Origin of the sequence: Mycobacterium sp. NPDC050853, assembly GCF_040653875.1 — a bacterium.
Classification (GTDB): Bacteria; Actinomycetota; Actinomycetes; order Mycobacteriales; family Mycobacteriaceae; genus Mycobacterium.
Map to the genome: position 1 here is coordinate 255435 of NZ_JBFAGW010000006.1, position 20528 is coordinate 275962.

19 protein-coding genes and 1 pseudogene are annotated in these 20528 nt (G+C 64.2%); 7 read left to right on the forward strand and 13 right to left on the reverse strand.

All coding sequences use genetic code 11. From position 1 onward, the window contains the following. Positions 1 to 6: 6 nt before the first annotated feature. From AB0H22_RS19825 to AB0H22_RS19835, 3 genes are read right to left on the reverse strand one after another with little or no spacing between them, the layout of a single operon-like run. On the reverse strand, positions 7 to 948 hold the full coding sequence (locus AB0H22_RS19825; RefSeq protein ID WP_358148348.1) for an ABC transporter permease: 942 nt from the start codon (positions 946 to 948) through the stop codon (positions 7 to 9). Further along, a complete protein-coding gene (locus tag AB0H22_RS19830) occupies positions 948 to 1973 on the reverse strand; it encodes an ABC transporter permease (RefSeq protein ID WP_180750989.1) in 1026 nt (341 codons plus the stop codon). The genes AB0H22_RS19825 and AB0H22_RS19830 overlap by 1 nt, the downstream gene beginning before the upstream one ends. Next, on the reverse strand, positions 1970 to 3496 hold the full coding sequence (locus AB0H22_RS19835) for an ABC transporter substrate-binding protein (protein WP_358148446.1): 1527 nt from the start codon (positions 3494 to 3496) through the stop codon (positions 1970 to 1972). The genes AB0H22_RS19830 and AB0H22_RS19835 overlap by 4 nt, the downstream gene beginning before the upstream one ends. A gap of 205 nt (positions 3497 to 3701) precedes the next feature. Between AB0H22_RS19835 and AB0H22_RS19840 the strand changes: the two genes are divergently transcribed. Continuing rightward, the gene (locus AB0H22_RS19840; protein WP_180750988.1) at positions 3702 to 4682 is read left to right on the forward strand and encodes an NAD-dependent epimerase/dehydratase family protein; all 981 of its coding nucleotides are present in this window, start codon (positions 3702 to 3704) and stop codon (positions 4680 to 4682) included. Here AB0H22_RS19840 and AB0H22_RS19845 read toward each other — a convergent pair. After that, a pseudogene (locus tag AB0H22_RS19845) lies at positions 4668 to 5547 on the reverse strand (SDR family NAD(P)-dependent oxidoreductase). The gene AB0H22_RS19840 and the pseudogene AB0H22_RS19845 sit on opposite strands and share 15 nt — an antisense overlap. Before the next feature lie 103 nt (positions 5548 to 5650). Between AB0H22_RS19845 and AB0H22_RS19850 the strand changes: the two are divergent. The 3 genes from AB0H22_RS19850 to AB0H22_RS19860 all read left to right on the forward strand — a co-directional run bounded on the left by AB0H22_RS19850 (position 5651) and on the right by AB0H22_RS19860 (position 7859). Continuing rightward, positions 5651 to 6121, forward strand: a complete 471-nt coding sequence (locus tag AB0H22_RS19850; RefSeq protein ID WP_180750987.1) for a MarR family winged helix-turn-helix transcriptional regulator — start codon at positions 5651 to 5653, stop codon at positions 6119 to 6121. A 120-nt stretch (positions 6122 to 6241) separates the two neighbouring features. After that, the gene (locus AB0H22_RS19855) at positions 6242 to 7255 is read left to right on the forward strand and encodes an AraC family transcriptional regulator (protein WP_180750986.1); all 1014 of its coding nucleotides are present in this window, start codon (positions 6242 to 6244) and stop codon (positions 7253 to 7255) included. Positions 7256 to 7331: 76 nt separating this feature from the next. After that, positions 7332 to 7859, forward strand: a complete 528-nt coding sequence (locus tag AB0H22_RS19860) for a hypothetical protein (RefSeq protein ID WP_358148352.1) — start codon at positions 7332 to 7334, stop codon at positions 7857 to 7859. On the opposite strand, the gene purF is transcribed toward AB0H22_RS19860, so the two are convergent. The 7 genes from purF to AB0H22_RS19895 form a co-directional block, all read right to left on the reverse strand. After that, a complete protein-coding gene (gene purF / locus AB0H22_RS19865; RefSeq protein ID WP_180750984.1) occupies positions 7856 to 9370 on the reverse strand; it encodes an amidophosphoribosyltransferase in 1515 nt (504 codons plus the stop codon). The genes AB0H22_RS19860 and purF overlap by 4 nt on opposite strands. 127 nt (positions 9371 to 9497) lie before the next feature. Beyond that, on the reverse strand, positions 9498 to 9884 hold the full coding sequence (locus AB0H22_RS19870; RefSeq protein ID WP_358148354.1) for a sterol carrier family protein: 387 nt from the start codon (positions 9882 to 9884) through the stop codon (positions 9498 to 9500). Positions 9885 to 9937: 53 nt separating this feature from the next. Further along, entirely contained in the window at positions 9938 to 10549 is a 612-nt protein-coding gene (locus tag AB0H22_RS19875) for a hypothetical protein (RefSeq protein ID WP_180750982.1), read from the reverse strand. 61 nt (positions 10550 to 10610) lie between these two features. Then, a complete protein-coding gene (locus AB0H22_RS19880) occupies positions 10611 to 11252 on the reverse strand; it encodes a CPBP family intramembrane glutamic endopeptidase (protein WP_358148356.1) in 642 nt (213 codons plus the stop codon). Beyond that, the gene (locus AB0H22_RS19885; protein ID WP_358148359.1) at positions 11249 to 13048 is read right to left on the reverse strand and encodes an alpha/beta-hydrolase family protein; all 1800 of its coding nucleotides are present in this window, start codon (positions 13046 to 13048) and stop codon (positions 11249 to 11251) included. Before AB0H22_RS19885 ends, AB0H22_RS19880 begins: the two co-directional genes overlap by 4 nt. Next, positions 13045 to 15330: a phosphoribosylformylglycinamidine synthase subunit PurL gene (gene purL / locus AB0H22_RS19890; protein ID WP_180750980.1), complete on the reverse strand. Its 2286-nt coding sequence runs from the start codon at positions 15328 to 15330 to the stop codon at positions 13045 to 13047. Before purL ends, AB0H22_RS19885 begins: the two co-directional genes overlap by 4 nt. A gap of 60 nt (positions 15331 to 15390) precedes the next feature. Next, positions 15391 to 15783: a DoxX family protein gene (locus tag AB0H22_RS19895; RefSeq protein WP_180750979.1), complete on the reverse strand. Its 393-nt coding sequence runs from the start codon at positions 15781 to 15783 to the stop codon at positions 15391 to 15393. Positions 15784 to 15917: 134 nt separating this feature from the next. Between AB0H22_RS19895 and AB0H22_RS19900 the strand changes: the two genes are divergently transcribed. Next, positions 15918 to 16736, forward strand: coding sequence for a maleylpyruvate isomerase family mycothiol-dependent enzyme (locus tag AB0H22_RS19900; RefSeq protein WP_180750978.1), 819 nt, complete (start codon positions 15918 to 15920; stop codon positions 16734 to 16736). On the opposite strand, the gene AB0H22_RS19905 is transcribed toward AB0H22_RS19900, so the two are convergent. Continuing rightward, complete coding sequence (locus AB0H22_RS19905; RefSeq protein ID WP_358148448.1) at positions 16726 to 17982, reverse strand: M18 family aminopeptidase; 1257 nt, start codon at positions 17980 to 17982, stop codon at positions 16726 to 16728. The genes AB0H22_RS19900 and AB0H22_RS19905 overlap by 11 nt on opposite strands. A gap of 42 nt (positions 17983 to 18024) precedes the next feature. Here AB0H22_RS19905 and AB0H22_RS19910 point away from each other — a divergent pair, with 42 nt between their 5' ends. Together AB0H22_RS19910 and AB0H22_RS19915 are read left to right on the forward strand one after the other, a co-directional pair. Beyond that, positions 18025 to 19032: a Dyp-type peroxidase gene (locus tag AB0H22_RS19910; RefSeq protein ID WP_358148362.1), complete on the forward strand. Its 1008-nt coding sequence runs from the start codon at positions 18025 to 18027 to the stop codon at positions 19030 to 19032. Continuing rightward, positions 19029 to 19826: a family 1 encapsulin nanocompartment shell protein gene (locus AB0H22_RS19915; RefSeq protein ID WP_180750976.1), complete on the forward strand. Its 798-nt coding sequence runs from the start codon at positions 19029 to 19031 to the stop codon at positions 19824 to 19826. The genes AB0H22_RS19910 and AB0H22_RS19915 overlap by 4 nt, the downstream gene beginning before the upstream one ends. 97 nt (positions 19827 to 19923) lie before the next feature. Here the strand turns inward: AB0H22_RS19915 and AB0H22_RS19920 are convergent, their stop codons facing one another. Then, positions 19924 to 20514, reverse strand: a complete 591-nt coding sequence (locus tag AB0H22_RS19920; protein ID WP_180750975.1) for a hypothetical protein — start codon at positions 20512 to 20514, stop codon at positions 19924 to 19926. Positions 20515 to 20528: the final 14 nt, after the last annotated feature.

The window sequence follows — 20528 nt, forward strand, 5'->3', positions numbered from 1 at the left end:
TCTCACTCACGCGTCACCTCGCCGTGTCCGCAGGAGAGGATTGATGACCTCGTTGAGGCTCTCGCCCACCAGCGTCATGCCGAGCACCACCAGCACGATGGCCGTACCGGGGAAAACCCCCGTCCACCAAATGCCGTTCGCCACATCCGATAGCGCCTTGTTCAGGTCGTAGCCCCATTCGGCGGCCTGGGTCGGTTCGATGCCGAACCCAAGAAATCCGAGCCCGGCCAACGTCAGGATGGCTTCGGCACCGTTGAGGGTGATGATGACCGGCAATGACGAGGTGACATTGGAGAGGATGTGCCGGAACAGGATTCGCTGGGTACTTGCGCCGGTCACCCGTGCGGCATCCACGAAAGGCTCCTGTTTGATACCGACGGTGGCGTTACGCACCACCCGAAAGTACTGTGGTACGAACACGGCCATGATGGCGATGGCCGCCGCGAGAATGCCTCCGCCGGTACTGGATTGCCCTCCGGTGACCGCGATCGACACCACGATGGCCAGCAGCAGCGAGGGCATGGCATACAGCGCATCCGTCACCAGCACCAGCCCGCGGTCCAACCAACCGCCCAGGTATCCGGAGGTCAGACCCAGCGCCACACCCACCGGCAGGGAGACCACCAGCGAGGTCACGATGACCAGCAGCGCGGTGCGGGCACCGAACAGCACGCGCGAGAACACATCTTCGCCCCGCACCGAGGTACCGAACCAGTGCTGCCACGACGGCGCCTGCTGTCGCACGAAATCGACACCGTCCACACTGGTTTGCGAGAACCCATACGGCGCCAACAAAGGTGCCAGTATCGCAACGAGGATAAAACCGGTGACGAGGACCAGTCCGGACACCAGCGTGAACCGTTGCAGACCATAGGTGGAACGCAGCAGGCTCAGACCCGGCAGCCTGCGCAGTCGGGCGCCGAACGACTCCTTGACCGATGTCGTCATCAGAACCTCACCCTCGGGTCGATGTACGCGACCGCCACGTCGATAACGAAGCTCATCACCGCGACGATGATCGCGATCACGGTGACGATACCCTGCACCGCGACGAAGTCGCGCGCCGAAAGATAGTGCGCCAGTTGCGAACCCAATCCGTTCCATTCAAATGCGGTCTCAGTGAGTACGGCCCCGGCAAGCAGCATGGCGATCTGCATTCCCATTACCGTGACCACCGGCACCAGCGAGTTCCGGAAGGCGTGCCGTCCGACGACAACCCTCTCCGACAGCCCGCGTGCCCGGGCGGCATCCACGTATCCGGCACGCAGCGTCTGCAAAAGATTGACTCGCACCAAGCGTAGGAACACTCCGGCGGTCAGCAGGCCGAGGGCCAGCACGGGCAACACCAGATGCTTGAGCGCGTCCACGAAATATGCGCCGTTGCCGTACAGCACGGTGTCCACCAACAACAGATGGGTGCGGTGCGGCATGGCGTCAAGCGCGATCTCCGTACCGACGGTGCTACGCCCCGATGCCGGCAGCCACCCGAGTTTCACCGAGAAGAACAACTTGAGCAGGATCGCCACGAAGAACACCGGGGCGGCGTAGAACAGCACCGCCGCCATCCGCAAGGACACATCGGTGATCTTGTCGCGGTGAGTTGCGGCCAGGCGCCCCAAGGGAATCCCCAGCAACAGCGCCAGGATGATTGCGCCGACCGCGAGCTCCAGGGTGGCGGCACCGTTGACCACGATGATGTCGGTGATCGACCGCTTGTCGGTGAGGGTGCGCCCGAAGTCACCACGCAGCACACCCGTGAGGTATTCCCAGTACTGCGTCCAGATCGGCCGGTCGAATCCCGCATCGGCCTTACGTTTAGCGATCTCAGCCGGGGTGAGCCTGCCGCCGGCCTGGGCGGTGATGGGATCGCCGATACCGCGCATGAGGACGAAAACCAGTGTCATCAGGATCCACGCTGTCGGAATGATGAGCGCCAGGCGCACCCCGAGATAGCGAAGCAACGTGGTACTCATGCGGTGCTACCCGTCTTCTTCAGCGGAGTGAACTGGAACTTGAACGACGGACCGAGCTTGATCCCGTCGACGTTCTTCACCGACACCGCAATCTGTTTCCCGGTGAGCAGCGGCAGTGTCGAAATGTAGTCGCGCGCCATCAGATCCTGGATCTCGCCGATGATGCCCAGACGTTTGGCGCGGTCCGGCTCGGTGGCCTCGGCGGTGATGAGCCGGGTGATGGTGTCGCTGGAGAAATGGTTCACCACCATGTTGTCCGGCATGAAGAACGGGGTCAGATAGTTGTCCGGGTCGGGGAAATCAGGGAACCAGCCGAACTGGTAAACGGGGTACGAGTCCGATGACCGCCGCTCCTGGTAGGCGACCCACTCGGTGGACTGCAAATCCACCCGGAACAAGCCAGAAGCTTCGAGCTGGCCCTTGACCGCCGCGTATTCCTCCGACGAGTTTCCCCCGTAGTGGTCCGGGTTGTATTGCAGGTTGATCAGCACCGGCAGGGGAATATTGGCATCCGACAAAAGCTTTCGTGCCAGCTCGACATTGGGCTTGGCTCCGTAGAGGTTCTTGAACGATTCAACGGCACCCGGCATAGAGTCGGGCACTACTGAATACGCCGGGGTATAGATGCCCTTGTATACGTTGCGGGACAATGCCTCACGGTCGACCAGCGATGAGACGGCCTTGCGGATCGCGAGCTTCTGCGCGTCCGTATCGCCCGGCATGGTCTTGAGATTGAAGACTATGTACCTGAGCTCACCACCGGGGCCCTCGTGCACGGCGAGGCGCGGATTGACCCGGAGTGTCTCGATGTCGTTGGGCGACAGGCTCCGGTAGGCCACGTCGATGGCCCGGTTCTCGATGTCGATCTTGAGGTTCTCGCCACCGGTGTAGTACTTGATGCCGATCAGTTCCCACTGCGGCTTACCCAGCCCTCCCACGTAGCGAGGATTGGCGCGCAAGCCGATCAGCTGGTTCTTGCTGTGCGAGGTGATCGTGTACGGGCCGGCGAAGGGCTCCGCCTTGGCGATGGCGTCATCGTCGAGCAGCCGGTCGGGAGGAAAGACCTCTTCGTCGATGATCGGCCCGGCATTGGTGGCCAGCACCTGGGGGAAAGTCTGGTCGTTGGGGAGTTTGAGCCGGAAGTCGACGGTCAGGTCGTCGGGTGCCTCCACACGGTCGAGGTTGGCCAGCAGCGATTGCGGCCCGTTGGGATCATCGATGACACGTTCGCGGTCATACGAGTACTTCACATCCGATGACGTCAGCTTGTGGCCGTTGGCGAACACCGAGCCAGGTTTGAGTGTGCAGCTGTAGAGCGTGGGGTTCTTGAATCCGCACGACGCGGCCAGGTCGGGTTTGAGGTCACCGGTCCCCGGGGTGAAGTTCATCAGGAAGGGGTAGACCTGGTTCTCCACCTGGAAGGACCCGTTGTCGTAAGCCCCCGCCGGGTCAAGGGTGGATACCCGGTCGGTAGTCCCCACTGTGAGGTATTCGCCATCGACGGCACCCGGTGGCCGCCCGATCCCACACCCCGCCAGGAGCAGCACGGATGCGGCCACTGCCAGTTTGCGCATCCGACGAGTATGGCAACTCTTGCCTCAACCTGCCGGGTGCGGTGCAATACATGTCACAAGGCTTACCAAGCGAGCGTTAGGTAGGTTGGTTGCGATCCCGTCGTCCGCACGAGCGCCCGGCGGTCAAGACACCCGAGCCACACAAGGGACGAAGATGAAGACTGCCGTCACCGGAGCCGCCGGCTTCATTGGCACCAACCTGGTCAATCTACTGGTGGAGAACGGCCATGAGGTGGTCGCCATTGACCGCGCGGTGCCCAGCTCGCCAGAGACCCGCCCGGCCGTTACCTGGGTATCCGGCAATGTCCTCGACCTCGACTCGATGACGAAGGCCCTCGACGGCGTCGAGGTGGTCTACCACTTGGTCGCCGTCATCACCCTCAAGCACGAGGACGAGCTGTGCTGGCGCATCAACACCGAGGGTGCCCGCACCGTCGCGCAAGCCGCCCTCGCGGTCGGCGCCCGCCGTATGGTGCACTGCAGCTCGATCGACTCGTACTCCAACAGCGTGGCCACCATCGATGAGAAGTCTCCACGCTCGACGAGTGCTGACCTGCCCGTCTACCAGCGCTCCAAATGGGGTGGCGAAGTGGCCGTACGCGAGGCCATCGAATCAGGTCTGGACGCAGTCATCGGTAACCCCACCGGGGTCTATGGCCCGGTGGATCTGGCTGCTCCATCGCCACTGTCACGCATTAACAAGCTGCTGTTCGACAGCGCCCGCGGGCGGCTGCCCGCGATGGTCGCCAGCACGTATGACCTGGTGGATGCCCGCGATGTCGCGGCCGGGCTGTACCTGGCCGGCGAGAAGGGGCGGACCGGCGAGAACTACCTGCTTGGCGGACACACGGGCGGCCTACTGCAGGTGTGTCGCCTGGCCGCACAGCACGTGGGCAAGCGCGGCCCGCTGTTCGCACTGCCCATGAGTCTGCTCAACGCAGCGATTCCGGTCATCGAGCCGCTCGGCAAGCTGCTGAAGAATGATGCGCTGAGCCGTGCCGCGTTCAACAAGCTGACGGTGTCCCCCGCTGTCGATATCACCAAGGCCCGTACCGAGCTGGGCTACGACCCACGCCCGATCGAGACGACAGTCAACGAGCTCGTCGACTTCTTCGTCAGCTCAGGCCGGCTCTAGCCCCACCATCGTGGCGCTCTCTCGCCACAGCCGATCGCGCGCCTCATCGCTTTGCGCCAAAGGAGCGGGGTCGGGAAAAGTGATGTCCCCCTTGACTAATGATACGTAGATGCGTCCGGGCGGCGGTGCTACGGCACCGAGTGTGAGCTCGGCGAGTGCCTCCCCCGCGCGTTCAGCCGTCCCGGGATGGAACTGCGGACGGAACCGGGAGATCAATCGCATCGCGGGACGCAGCCCGACACTTATCAGCCGTACTGCCGTCGAGTCCGGAACCGCCAACGAGGTACCCAGGGTGAGGCCCGGGTTGTAGGCGATCACCTCGATGCCACGACGTGTCACATCCGCACGCGCGGCGAACGATCGGGCGGTAAGCAGATTGCACAGCTTCGAAGCGGCATACGCCCGGAATCCTGCCGCGGCGCCCCCACTCTCTGGATGCGCCAGCTTCTGGGGCTCAAGCGCACGCGGCGCGAACGGGATGATCGCCGGATCATGCGTGTCGCTGGTAGTGATCAGCAGCAGACCCTTCTCGGCAATATTGGGCAACAGCAGCCGCGCCAGGAGATAGTGACCCAGGTGATTGGCGGCGAAGGTCGTTTCGAAACCGTCCTCCGTTCGGTGTTGTGCGTCGCGGAACTGCAGCCCGGCGTTGAGCACCAGTGCGTGGATCGGAGTATCGCCAAGTAGCTGACTCACGGCGTCGGCGAAGCTTCGAACGCTATTCAAGGAGACCAGGTCAAGCGGGAGCACCTCGGCCCCCGGCACACTCCGTCCAGTACCGCGCGCCCACGATCAGGCGGATATCAGGTTGTTCGGCAAGAATTTTGGCTGCTTGGGCACCGAGGCCACCGGTGGCCCCGGTCATAACGATCACGCGCTGCGGCGATTGAGGCACGCTTACTCTCCCACGAGGTCTAAGATCTAGGCGAATATATCAACACGGATATTATCAATTGATAAGAGTTGGAATGTCAAGTACCGATAGGAATCTCGAGCTGCTCTTCACATTCGTCAAATCGGCGAAGGCCGTCACCACCTGGTCGCGGATGAACATCACCACCGAGGGCGGCATGACCATCCCCCGTGCGAGTGTTCTGATCGCTCTGACCACCCGGACCGATCCGGCCGGGATGAGCGAAATTGGCGAACATCTCGGCATGTCGCCACGGAGCATGACCGTCCTGATCGACGGACTCGAGAAGGAGGGCCTGGTCCGCAGGGTGCCGCATCAGCGCGACCGCCGGATCACCTGCCTCGAGATCACCGACACCGGAAGGCGGTTCGCACTGACAGAGCTTGGTCCATCCCAGTCGGCCGCGGCGGCCCTCTTCGACGACTTGAGCACAAAGGAACAGGACGAGCTGCTGCGCTTGCTGGGCAAGGTCTCGGAATCATTGCGCACAAGGGGAATCGACGTTCCCCGGTACTCCGGGAGCTAGCCGCTCGCCCTGTTCACCTCCTCGGCCATGCATACCCAGACAGAACACCGGTCGCCCAATAGTTGAATCCGGCAACGATCTATACCAAGATCTTTCCTGGGTCAGTGTTCAGGAGGTGGCGTGGCAGAGGTGTCGATCCCGGCACGATGGGGCACCGCCGCCGTCGATCAGGTACGACAGCGCGGTGCAGATGCAGCCAAAATGCTGATGGAGGCGGGGATTTCACCACGTCTCCTCGAAGGCGAGCCGGTGTCGATCTCCCCTGAGCAGGTACGGACACTCGTGCACACGGGGTACTCCCGGACCAATGACGAATCATTCGGCATGAGCACCATCCCGGTCCCCTCCGGCACCATCCGCATGCTGTTGTTCAGCCTGGCGACGGCCCGAACCTTAACCGCCGTGTTCGACCGGTGGACCGCGTTCGGAGAGGCGGTGTTGGGGGCACCCACCTTCGTCACGTCCAGATCGGGCCGGCGCGCGACCATCTCTGTGGACGTGTCCACTCTCCGCTTGCCGGGGATCCCAGGTACCGAGTGGGCGATGACCATCGCGGTCCTGATGTTGAGCTGGATGACCATGCGCCCAGTCCGAGTCGAGTACGTGCACCTCCCCCACCCACAACCCGACGGGCACTCGGAGCACAGCGACATATTCAACGCCCCTATCCGTTTCGATAGCGATTCTGCGGCACTGGTTCTCGATGCCGATCTGGTGGATGCACCAATCCTTCGTACGGAGTCGGAGATAACGACACTCTTCGATCACCCCGACAAGGTGTGGTTTGAAACGCGCGATTTCCAGACGGAGCTGCCGGACCGAATCCGGCGCATCGTCCAGACAGGAGTTGGGCATAGAGTCGCCGCCGTCGGCGAGATCGCGGGCATGCTCGGTATAACCTCTTCGGCCCTGCAACGAACCCTGCGGGCTGAGTTCGGCACCTCGGTCCGGGAGATCCGCGACGCGACACTTCGCGATGAGGCCATCGAAAGCCTTGAGAGCGAGAAGGAATCGCTCACCGACCTCTCGAGTCGCCTGGGCTTCTCTGAAGTCAGCGCGTTCACCCGAGCATTTCGCCGATGGACAGGCTCGTCACCGGCTCAGTACCGGGCGTGTGCGCGTTCGGTCAAGTAATTCGCTTGATTCGGTCATCGCGTACGTCCCATCCGTCACATAACCTCGGGCAAATAAGATCCAAGGGGGCGGAAGTTTGCTATCGGCTGAACGGCGTTTCGAGGTCACCCGCAGCCTTGAGGCCATCTACTTCGTGTCGAAACTCGAGTTACCGTCGGCAGACGACATCGAACCCGGCAATCACGCACCCATCGCCTCTGCCGATCAGCGTCGTCGCCTCGGCGACCTCACCGCTGGAGACAGATTCACCACATTGACCGGACTCGCCAGCCTCATGATGCCCATCGAGTGGGAGGTTGTCGAAACCACCCAGAAGGCAGAACTTCTCGCCACCCGTCGGGGCCGCTATCAGGTCGTGTCGAAAGGACTGCAGGGCGCGACCACTACCATCGTGCTCAACGTCTACGAGGAGAAGCCATCCGTCACGGCGGAGCTGTTCGTGCTGATCGACGAAATCATCCTGACCGGGGACCTTCACCATTCCTTCATGACGGCGCTCGAGGGCATGATCGACGCCCAGATTGAGATCATCAAAAAGAACTTCAAGGTCCTCCGGGATGTCACCGTCGTTGAGGTGTACCCACCCCAGGAACGTAGCGACTAGTGTGTCTGGACGGAATCAGCACTGTCGCTTGATGTTTCCCGCGCGGTCGCCGCGAGCATGTGCTCGACAACGTTCTTGCCCAATGCCGTTTCCTTGGGCAGCTCGATCGGGTAATTCCCGTCGAAACATGCGCAGCACAACCGTGAGCGAGGCTCCTGGGTGGCCGCGACCATTCCTTCGGCCGAGATGTAGCCGAGACTGTCGGCACCGATCGCGGTGCGGACACCATCCAGCATCTCGTCCTCCGACTCCACCGCGTTCGCGATAAGTTCTGCGGGAGAAGCGAAGTCGATGCCGTAGAAGCATGGCCAACGCACCGGCGGGGAGGCGATACGCACATGTATCTCGGCCGCTCCCGCCTCGCGCAGCATCCGCACCAGCGCCCGTTGGGTATTGCCGCGGACGATCGAATCGTCCACCACCACTAGCCGCTTGCCACGGATGACCTCGCGGAGCGGGTTGAGCTTCAGGCGGATACCGAGCTGACGAATGGTCTGCGACGGCTGGATGAAGGTGCGGCCCACGTAGGCGTTCTTCATCAACCCCTGCCCATAAGGGATACCCGACCCCTGGGCATAGCCGACGGCCGCGGGTGTGCCGGACTCGGGAACACCGATCACCAGGTCTGCGTCAACGGTGTGTTCGGCGGCAAGCCGGCGCCCGATCTCGACGCGGGTGGAGTGCACCGACCGCCCGTCAAGCATGCTGTCGGGGCGGGCCAGATAGACGTATTCGAAGACGCAGGTCTTCGGCGTCGCGCTGGCGAAGCGGCTCGAACGCACCCCGTCCGCGTCGATGGCGAGCAGCTCGCCGGGCTCGATATCCCGGACAAACGACGCACCCACGATGTCTAGGGCGGCGGTCTCCGAGGCGACGACCCACCCCGTGTCGAGGCGGCCCAGGCACAGTGGCCGGACCCCGTGCGGGTCGCGTGCCGCATACAGCGTGTTCTCGTCCATGAACACCAGGCAGAACGCACCGCGCACGGTAGGCAGCAGTGTCATCGCCGCTTGTTCGATGGTGGCGTCAGCAGCCCCGTGTGCCAGCAGCGCGGTCATGATGTCCGAGTCGGTGGTGGCTCTGCCGGGCGCCTTCGAGTTGATCAGGCCGGCATCGCGTGCCCGCGCGGTGAGCTCGGCGGTGTTCACCAGGTTCCCGTTGTGACCCAGCGCGATTCCGGTGCCGGCGGCGGTCGTCCGGAACACCGGCTGGGCGTTCTCCCAGGTAACCGAACCGGTGGTGGAGTAGCGGCAGTGTCCGACCGCCACATGTCCCAGCATGGCGGCAAGGGTCTGCTCGTCGAATACCTGGCTGACCAGGCCGAGATCCTTGAACACCACAACCTGTGAGCCGTCCGCGACGGCTATGCCGGCAGCCTCCTGACCACGGTGTTGCAGCGCGTACAGGCCGTAATAGGTGAGCTTGGCTACCTCTTCACCAGGCGCCCAGACTCCAAATACGCCACATTCCTCGCGCGGGTCGTTCTCGAGCTCAATGGGCTGTGCGGTCACAATGGCTGCTCCCTGGTGGGGGGTGGGTGACCACATCAGTCTACGGGCAAGGTTGCTGAACGCGGAATCGGCCGGCCCGGGGTTTCTGCCGAGCCGGCAACCGAGTGGAATCAGGCGGCGTGCCCCGCTAGGTGACGCGCACCAACGGCAGCCAGTCGGCGATCTCACCGGCCCGGAATCCGGACACGGTGGCCGACCGATCGGCAATGGCCTGATCCAGGGTCAGCAGTCCGGTGGCCATCAGCAGCCAGGCCCGCGGGGTGGTCTCCACGACGTTGGGTGGGGTGCCACGGGTGTGGCGCGGACCCGTGATGCATTGCACCGCAACGAACGGGGGGACCCGCACCTCCACGGAGGCACCGGGTGCGGCGGCGGCGAGCGTCCGGGCAGTGAAACGGACGGCGTCGGCGAGTACCGCACGCTCCGGCTCAGGTGCCTGCGGGTTACCCAACCAGTCAGCCACCGCAAGAACGGCCGCCCGGGTCGACGCGGCATCCGGGGCACGAGCTGGCATATCTGCCAGCCTATCTAGGGAGCCGAACCCGGCCGAGTGACCGGGCGAAAGAACTACGCCCCGTCGCAGACTCCGGAGTTGCGGATGGTGTTCCCGTAGACGTTGGCCGTGGCGATATTGGCATTGATCACGCCGGATGGCAGCTGCTGCTTCATCTTGTCGCTGATCTGGGTGAACTGGAACCACAGGTGATAGAAGGAGTCGCCGTTGTATAGCGGCGAGTACTGGCTCTGATCGGGGTAATTGGTGATGTAGAGGGTATGCACCCGGGGATCCAGGAATGCGGCCGACTGATCCAGGTTGGCGGTGACCACGTTGCCGACGGTGTCCGAACCCGAGGCCGCCCAGACATCGCGGTGATCACGCAGGTAATTCTGGAATCCGAACACCGAGCCCATCAGGGTGTCGTACTGCGCGTTGAACCACTGACAGGAATCCCGCAGCGCCGTGAACTGCTCATCGCTCGCCCGGTTCTGCCACATGTTGTACGGAAACACCGAGTTGTCCGGTGACCAGTCCGAGGGATGCGGGACGAATACGGGCAGCGACGCTCCCTGCCCGGGGTCGGCGCCGGCGGGTCCGGCCAGTGCGACTCCGGCGGCGACCGTCAGTCCTGCCAGCGCGGCACCGGCACGCCGAATACTGCTTCTCCAGTTCGAGGCCATCCGCCGATTATCTACAGCGAGTACCCAGGAGTCCGGGATTCGGGGAAATACCGCACTACATCTACGGTCGGACCGTCTGATCTTGTCCGCGGCCCGACCGCTGCACCATCAGTGCCACCACCGCCCCGACCTCGTTCAGGGCCAAGTGGGCCAATACCGGTGCCGCCACGCTCCCGGAGCGTTCACGTAGCCAACCGAGCAACCAGCCGGATAACCCGGTGACCACCACCGTCACCGGTATGGAGTCTCCCGCGGCCCGCGCGGGCCGGATATGGGCCAGCCCGAACGCCGCCGCCTGCAGAATTCCACCCAGCCGATTCCCCAACACCTCGGACGCCAGCGGCTGCAGCACTCCACGAAACGCGAGCTCCTCCGACCACACCGTGCCCACCGGAATGTGCAACCCCAGCCATGCCGCGGGATGAAGGGCGATGTCCCGCTCCCGCATGGAAGTGCGCACCGGTTTCAGTGCCGGTGAGACACCGATGATGACGGCGAGTACGGACGCGACGAGTCCGCCGAGCCGCACACCCGCGCCGAGTTGGGGTGGGCGTAGGCCCAGCGGGGTATCGGCCGCAGCGGCGAGCGCGGTACTGGCCCCCGCCCCGAGCATTGGCCGCCAACCTTGCGGGAACCGTCCCAGCACCGCCGGCCAGGCCGCCAGCGCGGCGGCCAGGACCAGCACTCCGGCGCGTGAGGTCACGTGTCGGGGCCGTCGAGCGACGCGGTGTCGTCGAGTGCCTTTCGGATCCGTTCGGTGTCCTGCGGGGTCCAGCCCGACGGCGCGGCGATCGCTGCCCACCCGTTGACCGAGGAGACGCCGTAATTGTGGCCGTGCCCGTCGGGCACTCCGACCGCGTTGGCCAGGTCTGCCGCCACCTGCCAGAAGGTGACGATGGGGTACCAACGCATGGCGCTGGGTCGGTCACCCACTGGCGCCTCCTTGAGCCAATCAGGCTCGGTGAACAGCAGATCGGGCGACCACCAGGTCACCGGATCGGACGGATGCTGCACGAAGAGCACCCGCGGGGTCCGCCATTCCTGTTGGGCGAGGGCGTCGATATCGGGGCCTATCGCGAACCGCACGGTGTTCCCGCTGTCGAATACCGGCCGCGCCTCAACGGTTCCCGGCCACCGCCGCGTGACCAGCGTGCTCCACAGATTGCTGAAATTGGGTGGGCCGGTCCACAGCACCCCGTCGACCCCGGAGGCGCGGATATCGCCCAGAGAGTCGAATGCTCCTTGTCCCGCATACGATCCCAGGCTCTCGCCGTAGACGAGCAGCGTGGGGCGGTGCCCTTCGGGCTGTTGCGCCCAGCGCTTCTGGACGGCGCCGATCAGCAGCTTGCCCGATGCGAGCGCCTTCTCCTTATCGGCCAGGAACGAGATCCAGCTGGGCAGGAAGGAGTACTGGGTCGCCACCATCGCGGTGTCCCCGTTGTACATGAGCTCAATGCCCCGGGCGGCGCTCGGTGTCACCCAGCCGGTGCCGGTGGTCGGGGCGATCACGAGCACCTTACGTTCGAACGCCTTGGTGCGCTCCAGCTCTCGCACCAGAATGTCGACCCGCTCCTCGGCGGTGCTCGCGGTCTCCAATCCCGCGTATACCCGTATGGGCTCCTTGGCTCGGCGGCCGTTCACCTTGGCCAGCTCGTTGGCATGCAAACCGCCGGAGACGAAGTTACGCCCCTCAAATCCCAAGCTTTCCCAGGAGGACAGCGACGCGGGGCTTCCGGAGCGCTCCGGCTGTATGGGCTGCTCGACACCGGCGCGGGTGGTGTCGTTATGCGGGCCGAAGGAGGCGTTCGCGGCAGCGAAGAAGCCCCGCACCAGCACACCGTTGAACAGCAGGATGGCCAAGACCACCACAATGGCGGTGCCGATCAACAGCGATACCTCGCGGCTGAGGTACAGACGGCGGATCAGGAAACGGGCCAGTAGTCGCACCAGGTCGCGCAGTACCCGGGAGATCGAAATAATCAGTGCGCCAAAGGCAATCGAGACCACGAAGGCCTTGGAGTACTCGAGAGTGGATGGACCCTGTGTTTCCATGAGGGCGGCGATCTCACGTTGCCAGCGTGCCGCGGGCACGATCATCGCCAGGGAGCATGCGCCCGACACCACCACCACCCCGAGCTTGGCGGTCACCATCACCCGATCACGCAGGGGCCACCACCGCTGGTTGCGTAGCCAGAAGCGCAGCACCAGCTTGGAGAGAACCACACCGATGCCATAGCCGATGGCGGCGGTGCAACCGCCGATCAGCCCCTGGAAAAGCCAGGTGCGCGGCATCAGCGACGGGGTGAGCGAAAGGCAGAAGAACAAGGCACCAAAGGCAATTCCACAGAAATCCAGCCGCAGCAGATTCCACGCCCAGGCCACCAAGGGGTGCCGGTTCACGTGCTCTTCAAGCTCCTGGAATGCCAGCCAGCTGCGACCGATCCAGTCATCGGGATCGACGGTGCTCGTGGTGACCGGTACTCCAGGAGTCTCGCTCATCCGAACAGCCTGGGCAGCACGCCTTCGTGAACCTCTCGTAACTCGGCGAGCGTGATGGAGAACTGACCTTGCACCTCAATGGAATCCGAACCCTGATCGACGACACCGATCCGCACGGCGGGGAGCTGCCGAGCCTCGCACATCGACAGGAACCGGCTCTCCTCGGTGCGCGGAATGGCCACCAGCACCCGCCCGGCCGACTCGGAGAAGAGGAAGGCAAACGGATCGGCACCCTCGGGAAGCAGGATGCGGCAACCGGTTTCACCGGCCAGTGCGGACTCCAGAGCGGCCTGGATCAGGCCGCCTTCGGACAGGTCGTGAGCGGCGGAGATCAGCCCATCGCGGGATGCCGCGGTGAGCACCTGGGCCAGCAGCTGCTCCCGAGCGAGGTCGACCTTCGGCGGTGTGCCGCCCAGGTGATCGTGTGCCACCTGCGCCCAGATGGAGCCGTCGAACTCGTCGGCAGTATCGCCTAGCAGGATCAGCGTCTCACCGAGTTCGGTTCCAAATCCCGTTGGGATGCGCCGATTTACGTCATCCAGCACACCGAGGATCCCTACGACGGGTGTGGGCAGGATCGGAGTGGTACCGGTCTGGTTATAGAAGCTGACATTGCCTCCGGTCACCGGGATACCTAGCGTCACACAGCCGTCCGCGAGGCCGCGGACGGCTTCGGAGAACTGCCACATGACACCGGGGTCCTCCGGGGAGCCGAAGTTCAGGCAGTTGGTCACCGCGACCGGGGTGGCCCCGGAGGCCGCCACATTGCGGTAGGCCTCGGCAAGTGCCAGCTGGGCGCCCGTGTACGGATCGAGCACGGTGTAGCGGCCGGAAGCGTCGGTGGCCAAGGCGATTCCGCGGCCGGTCTGCTCGTCGATCCGAATGACGCCCGAGTCGGCGTGTTCGGCCAGCACGGTGTTACCGCGGACGTACCGGTCGTACTGCTCGGTGATGAAGGCGCGGCTACACAGATGCGGGCTGCCGATCATGTCCAGCAGCGTCTGCCGCAGCTCGTCACCGGTGGACGGACGCGCCAAACCGGCTGTGGTGTCCGCGATCAACGCATCCTGGGTGTCGGGCCGGGCCACCGGACGCTGATACACGGGGCCCTCGTGAGCGACGGTGCGCGGCGGCACATCGACGACGGTGTCGCCGTGCCAGGTGATCCGCAGCCGGTCGCCATCGGTGACCTCACCGATGACAGTGGCGAGCACGTCCCACTTGCGGCACACCGCCATGAACGCGTCGACGTTATCGGGCGTCACCACGGCGCACATGCGTTCCTGCGACTCGCTGGACAGCACCTCCGCGGGGGTCATCCCGGTGGCACGCAGCGGCACCTTCTCCAGATCGATGTGCATGCCGCCGTCGCCGGCCGAGGCAAGTTCCGATGTGGCGCAGGATAATCCGGCGCCACCGAGGTCCTGGATGCCGACCACCAGATGCGCCGCATAAAGCTCCAGGCAGCACTCGATGAGCACTTTCTCGGTGAACGGGTCGCCAACCTGCACGCTGGGCAGCTTCTTACGCGAGGCGCCTTCGGTCTCGTCGCCGCCGAAGGTCTCCGAGGCCAGCACCGACACGCCGCCGATACCGTCGAGCCCGGTGCGCGCGCCGAACAGGATGATTTTGTTACCGGTACCGGAGGCGAAGGCCAGATGCAGGTCTTCCTTGCGCAGCACCCCGGCACAGAGCGCATTCACCAACGGGTTACCGGCATACGAGGCGTCGAATACCGTCTCGCCACCGATATTCGGCAGCCCCAGCGAGTTTCCATAACCGCCGATACCGCGCACCACGCCATCGAAGACACGGCGGGTATCGGGGGCGTCGGCGGCTCCGAAACGCAGTTGGTCCATGACGGCGATCGGCCGGGCACCCATGGCCATGATGTCGCGGACGATGCCGCCAACACCCGTTGCGGCGCCCTGATAGGGCTCGACGTACGACGGGTGATTATGCGATTCGACCTTGAAGGTGACCGCCCAACCGTCACCGATGTCCACCACCCCGGCGTTCTCCCCGATACCGGCGAGCATCGCCGAGCGCATCTCCTCGGTGGTGGTCTCCCCGAAGTAGCGCAGGTGCACCTTGGAGGACTTGTACGAGCAGTGCTCGCTCCACATCACCGAGTACATGGCCAACTCGGCATCGGTGGGGCGGCGGCCGAGGATCTCCCGGATGCGCGCGTACTCGTCGTCCTTGAGCCCTAGTTCAGCGAAGGGCTGCGGGTGATCGGGGGTGGCTGTTGCGTTATCGACCGTGTCAACCCGTGAAGTCACCAGCAGATTCTAACGTCGAACCCGGACCGAGCTCCGCCGGCAGTTCAAGACCTGCCCGCGCTAGCCGATCAGCACCTTCAGTAGTTCGCGCCGGCGCAGGATCATCGCCGCCCAGATCAGCAGTCCGAAACCGATCGCGAACACGACGGGGAACCACAGCTCCTCATGCATGTCGATCGTGACCGCACCGCCCAGATAGGCCGTCAACCCCACGGCGCCGAGCACCGATGTGCGCGGAATGGCCCAGGCGATGGTGCATGCCAGCAGCACCCAACCGATGAGCGCCGTTTGGTACGCAGGGAAGCCCAGCTGCTCGGTGGCCTTTTGCGCCCATTCCACGCCGAAGATCTTGGGCAGGGCATCAAAGAGCAGGAACAGCAGGATGATGCCGCTCAGCGCGATACCGATCTTCTCCGGCGCGGTTTTTTCACTGAACGTCGATGTGACGGACATGAGATTCCTTTCTCGAAATCCCCGATGGAACAACTGTAGGGAGACAGACCGACAGAATCCGAGAAATTCATCGCGCGGCGGTCGACAGCACCCAATTCGAGACCTGCCCACGCCGGCTCTCGTAGGCTCGGGCCATGACCGTCACGATCGTCGCCAAGGAACCCGTCGTCGCCGCGCTGGCCGCCGAGTGGACCGCGCTGGACGAGCTGGGCGCCTCACTGACAGACGAACAGTGGGCCGCACCGTCAGTGCTTCCAGGATGGGCCGTCAAGGACGTCATCGCGCATGTGGTGAGCACCGAACGCCTGCTCTCGGGCGACCCGATCCCCAGCACCGAGGAGGCCGTGGCCGGTCTTCCGCACGTGCACAATCCCGTCGGTGTCCTCAACGAACGGTGGCTCACCTACTACCGCAAGCTGCCGCCGGCGGCGGTGCTGAACGACCTGCGTACCGTGACCAGTGCACGCCTGGCCCTCCTTGAGGGCCTGTCCCAGGAGCAGTTCAACGCCGAGACTGTGACGCCCGTGGGCCAGGAGAGTTATGGCCGATTCATGCAGATCCGCGACTTCGATTGTTGGATGCACGAATTGGATGTCCGCGACAGTCTCGGGCTGGCCGCTCCGGCCGACCCGGTGCCGGCAGCGCCCGCGCTCACCGAGCTGATCAACGCGCTGCCGTTCCTCGTCGGGAAACGGGCGGGTGCACCCCAGGGCAGCCGGATCCGCTTCGTGCTCAACGGAATCGGCGCACAGAATGTCAACATCGAGATTCCGGACCGCGCGCGTATCGTGGCTCAGTTCTCGGAGCCCCCGCATGTGACGCTCACGGCGGACACCTGTGAGTTCGCCCGCCACCTCGGCGGGCGGGCCAGCGCGAACCGCAACGGATTCACGCTCGACGGCGACCCCGATCTGGGCTGGAAGATCGTTGCTAATCTGCGCTTCACGATGTAGCCGGCAACTCCAGAAACGCTTGCAGCGCATCGGCGTACATCGGCACGTCATGCGCGCCCATCAGCTCACGCACCGAGTGCATGGCCAACGTGGCCGCGCCCACGTCGACCGTGACCATGCCGGTGTGTGATGCCGCGAACGGACCGATGGTGGAACCGCACTGCATATCGGCTCGATGTTCGTACCGCTGGAATGGAACCTCGGCCCGCTCGCATGCCATGGCGAAGGCCGCCGCCCCCCGCCCGTCGGTGGCGTACCGGACATTCGGATGAATCTTGATCACCGGTCCGGCGTTGACGGCAATGTGGTGGCCCGGTTCATGACGGTCCGGATAGTTGGGATGGGTGGCATGAGCCATATCGGCCGAGACCATCAACGACGCGGCCGCACACCGTAGGAAATCCTCCCGGGTGCCGTTGCTGGACAGCACGATTCGTTCTAGCACCGTCGACAGGAGATCGGAGTGCGCGCCATGTCCGGACACCGAACCGATCTCCTCATGGTCGAAAAGCGCCAATACCGCCGACGACGTCGATTCCGCGGCCAGGAAGGCCTCCACACCGGCATAGCAGCTGGCCTGGTTGTCCAAACGCGGGGCGCTGATCAGGCTCTGGTCCGGGCCGATCAGCGCGGCCGGAGTGAGGTCGTGTGCCATCAGGTCGCGTCCAAGCACATCGGCCGCGGCGACCCCCAGCTGCTCGGCGATGAACTCGTCGAAGCTGTGCTTACCGCTCCACACCGAGTTCATATGCCACTGGGGGTCGATCACCCATTTCTTGCGCTCCTCCGCACTGACCATATGGATCGCCAGGTTGGGCACCCGCAGGATCGGCTGCTGGATACGAATCAATGTGGACCGCAACGTATCTCCGTCACGCACCAGCACCCGCCCGGACAGCCCTAGATCGCGGTCCAGCCAGGTCTGCACCCAGGCGCCGCCATAGGGTTCCAAGGCGACCATGGGCCAACCCGCTTGCACGCGGTCAGCACTGGCCTTCACCCGAAGATTCGGGCTGTCGGTGTGGGCACCGATCACCCGGAAGGCATCGGAGTCACCGCCACGCCAAGCCACGATCGAACCCGATCGCACCGTGAAGTAGTCGCCCGAATGCCCCGGCCAACGGTTCGCCTCGAAGAGCTCGGTGAAGCCCTCCTGGCGGAGACGCTGCGCCACCGTCTCCACGGCGTGGAACGGCGACGGCGAGGCGTCGATGAATTGGCACAGTCCTGCGGCGGTCGCGGTCACCCTTCCCATGATGGCTGACCGCATCCGGTCTAGGGTCGGAGAGTGCCCGATCCCGCGCCGCAACCGGTCCTGGAACCGCTGTCCTCATCGGCAATCTTCCTTGTGGTGACAGTCGATGATGGCGCGGAACAGGCAGTTCACGACGCTCTACCCGATCTGTCCGGCCTGGCGAAGGCCATCGGGTTCCGTGACCCGGCACGTGGGTTGTCGCTGGTCACCGCGATCGGATCGGATGCCTGGGATCGACTCTTCTCCGGGCCACGACCCGCGCAGCTGTGGCCGTTTCCGGAAGTGCGAGGTGGGCGACATACCGCCCCGTCCACACCCGGTGACCTGCTGTTTCACCTTCGAGCCACGACCTTGGACCGCTGTTTCGAACTGGCGGGGCGCATCACCGCGGCATTGGCGGGTGCGATCACCGTGGTGGACGAGGTGCACGGGTTTCAGTACTTCGACAACCGGGACCTGCTCGGTTTCGTAGACGGCACCGAGAATCCCGACGGCGACGAAGCCGCCTCGGCCGCCCTTGTCGGTGCCGAGGACCCGGATTTCTCCGCAGGCAGCTACGTGCACGTGCAGAAGTATCTGCACGATATGGCCGCCTGGAGCGCCCTGACCGTGGACGAGCAGGAGAAGGTGATCGGGCGCACCAAACTCGATGACATCGAATTCGACGACGCCGTGAAACCGTCGAATTCTCATGTGGCACTGAACGTCATCGAAGACGAGGAGGGCAACGAACTGCAGATCCTGCGGCGCAACATGCCCTTCGGAGAGCTCGGTAAGTCCGAGTTCGGGACGTACTACATCGCCTACTCGCGAACCCCGGATGTCACGGAACGCATGCTGCGCAACATGTTTGTCGGGGATCCGCCGGGGAACACCGACCGCATCCTGGACTTCTCGACCGCGGTCACCGGTGGGCTGTTCTTCGCGCCGTCCGCCGACTTCCTCGATGCTCCCCCGCCGCTGCCCACTCAGGTAGCCGCGAAATCCACTGAATACCAAGGGTCCCTATCCATCGGCAGCCTGAAAGGAACGTCGGCATGAACAACCTGTATCGCGAACTCGCACCCATCACGGACGAGGCGTGGGCGGAGATCGAAACCGAGGCCAGCCGTACCTTTAAACGCCATATCGCCGGACGCCGGGTGGTTGACGTCAGCGAGCCGGGCGGTCCCTCTAGCGCGGCCGTGAGCACCGGACACCTACTCGACGTGGCGGCACCCGCCGACGGCGTGCAAGCGCACCTGCGGGAAAGCAAACCGCTTGTGCGGCTGCGAGTCCCCTTCACCATCAGTCGGTCCGCCATCGACGATGTGGAGCGCGGCTCTCAGGACTCCGACTGGGACCCGGTCAAGGAGGCTGCCAAAAAGCTGGCGTTCGCCGAGGACCGGGCGATCTTCGAGGGCTATCCCGCCGCCTCGATCGTCGGTATCCGCGAATCCAGCTCCAATCCCGAGCTCAAGCTGCCCGACGATGTCCGCCAGTATCCCGACGTCGTCGCGCAGGCACTCTCGGAACTGCGGCTGGCGGGTGTTGACGGCCCGTACTCGGTGCTGTTGTCGGCTGAGGAGTACACGAAGGTCAGCGAGGCCTCCGATCGCGGGTACCCGATCCGCGAGCACCTTCGCCGGTTAGTCACCGGGGAGATCCTCTGGGCGCCGGCGATCGACGGCGCACTCGTGCTGAGCTGCCGCGGCGGCGACTTCGATCTGCAGCTGGGCACCGATGTCACCATCGGCTACCTGTCCCATGACGCAGACAGCGTGCAGCTCTACCTGCAGGAGACCCTGACATTCCTGAGCTACACCGCCGAGGCGTCGGTCGCGCTACTGCCCTAGGCGAGCTCGGGCTCTAAACACACTCATGTGTGCCCACCTTTGAGCGACAAAGCAATTCGTTATCTTGCTTGTCGCTCAAAGGTGGGCAACGAGAAGATCAAACGGCCTGGAGTTTCCCGATCGCCGAGTGCACCACCTGGTCAAGCCTCGCCCGCCCCTCACCCGCATCCCACGCGAACGATCGCACTACAACGAGCAGCCCACGAACCCGGACCCACGTCACCAGCTGCCCTGGAATCTCCTGGTCCATGTCGGCCGGCCGCATCAGCGCCGTGACCGACGGATACGGCCCGGTGTTCGGGCCGGGCGCGGACGAAACCTGCACCGACGCGGTGCCCGTCTCCAGGGTGTTGAACCCCTGCGCGGGCACGATGGACTTGGCCCAGGCGATCATGTCGACCCCGGGGTTCTCTTTGCCGTAAAGAACATCGACCGATTCCGTACAACGCGACAACGCTTGCAAACGAACCAGAAAGTTAACCTTGGCACCATTCGCGTCACCAGCCTGGTGACACAACTGGTCACCACTACTGGTTGCGCCGGCGAGATCGTCCTTCTCCACCTTCCAGTCTGCGGGAATGGCGTCGTCAGGAAGCAGCAACATCAATTGTGAGCTCGGCTTGTCCGCCAAACTGCCGTCCGCCCTCGCCGGGCTCGCGAACCCGATAACCGCAATCACAATCGACATGGCCGCCGCCATAC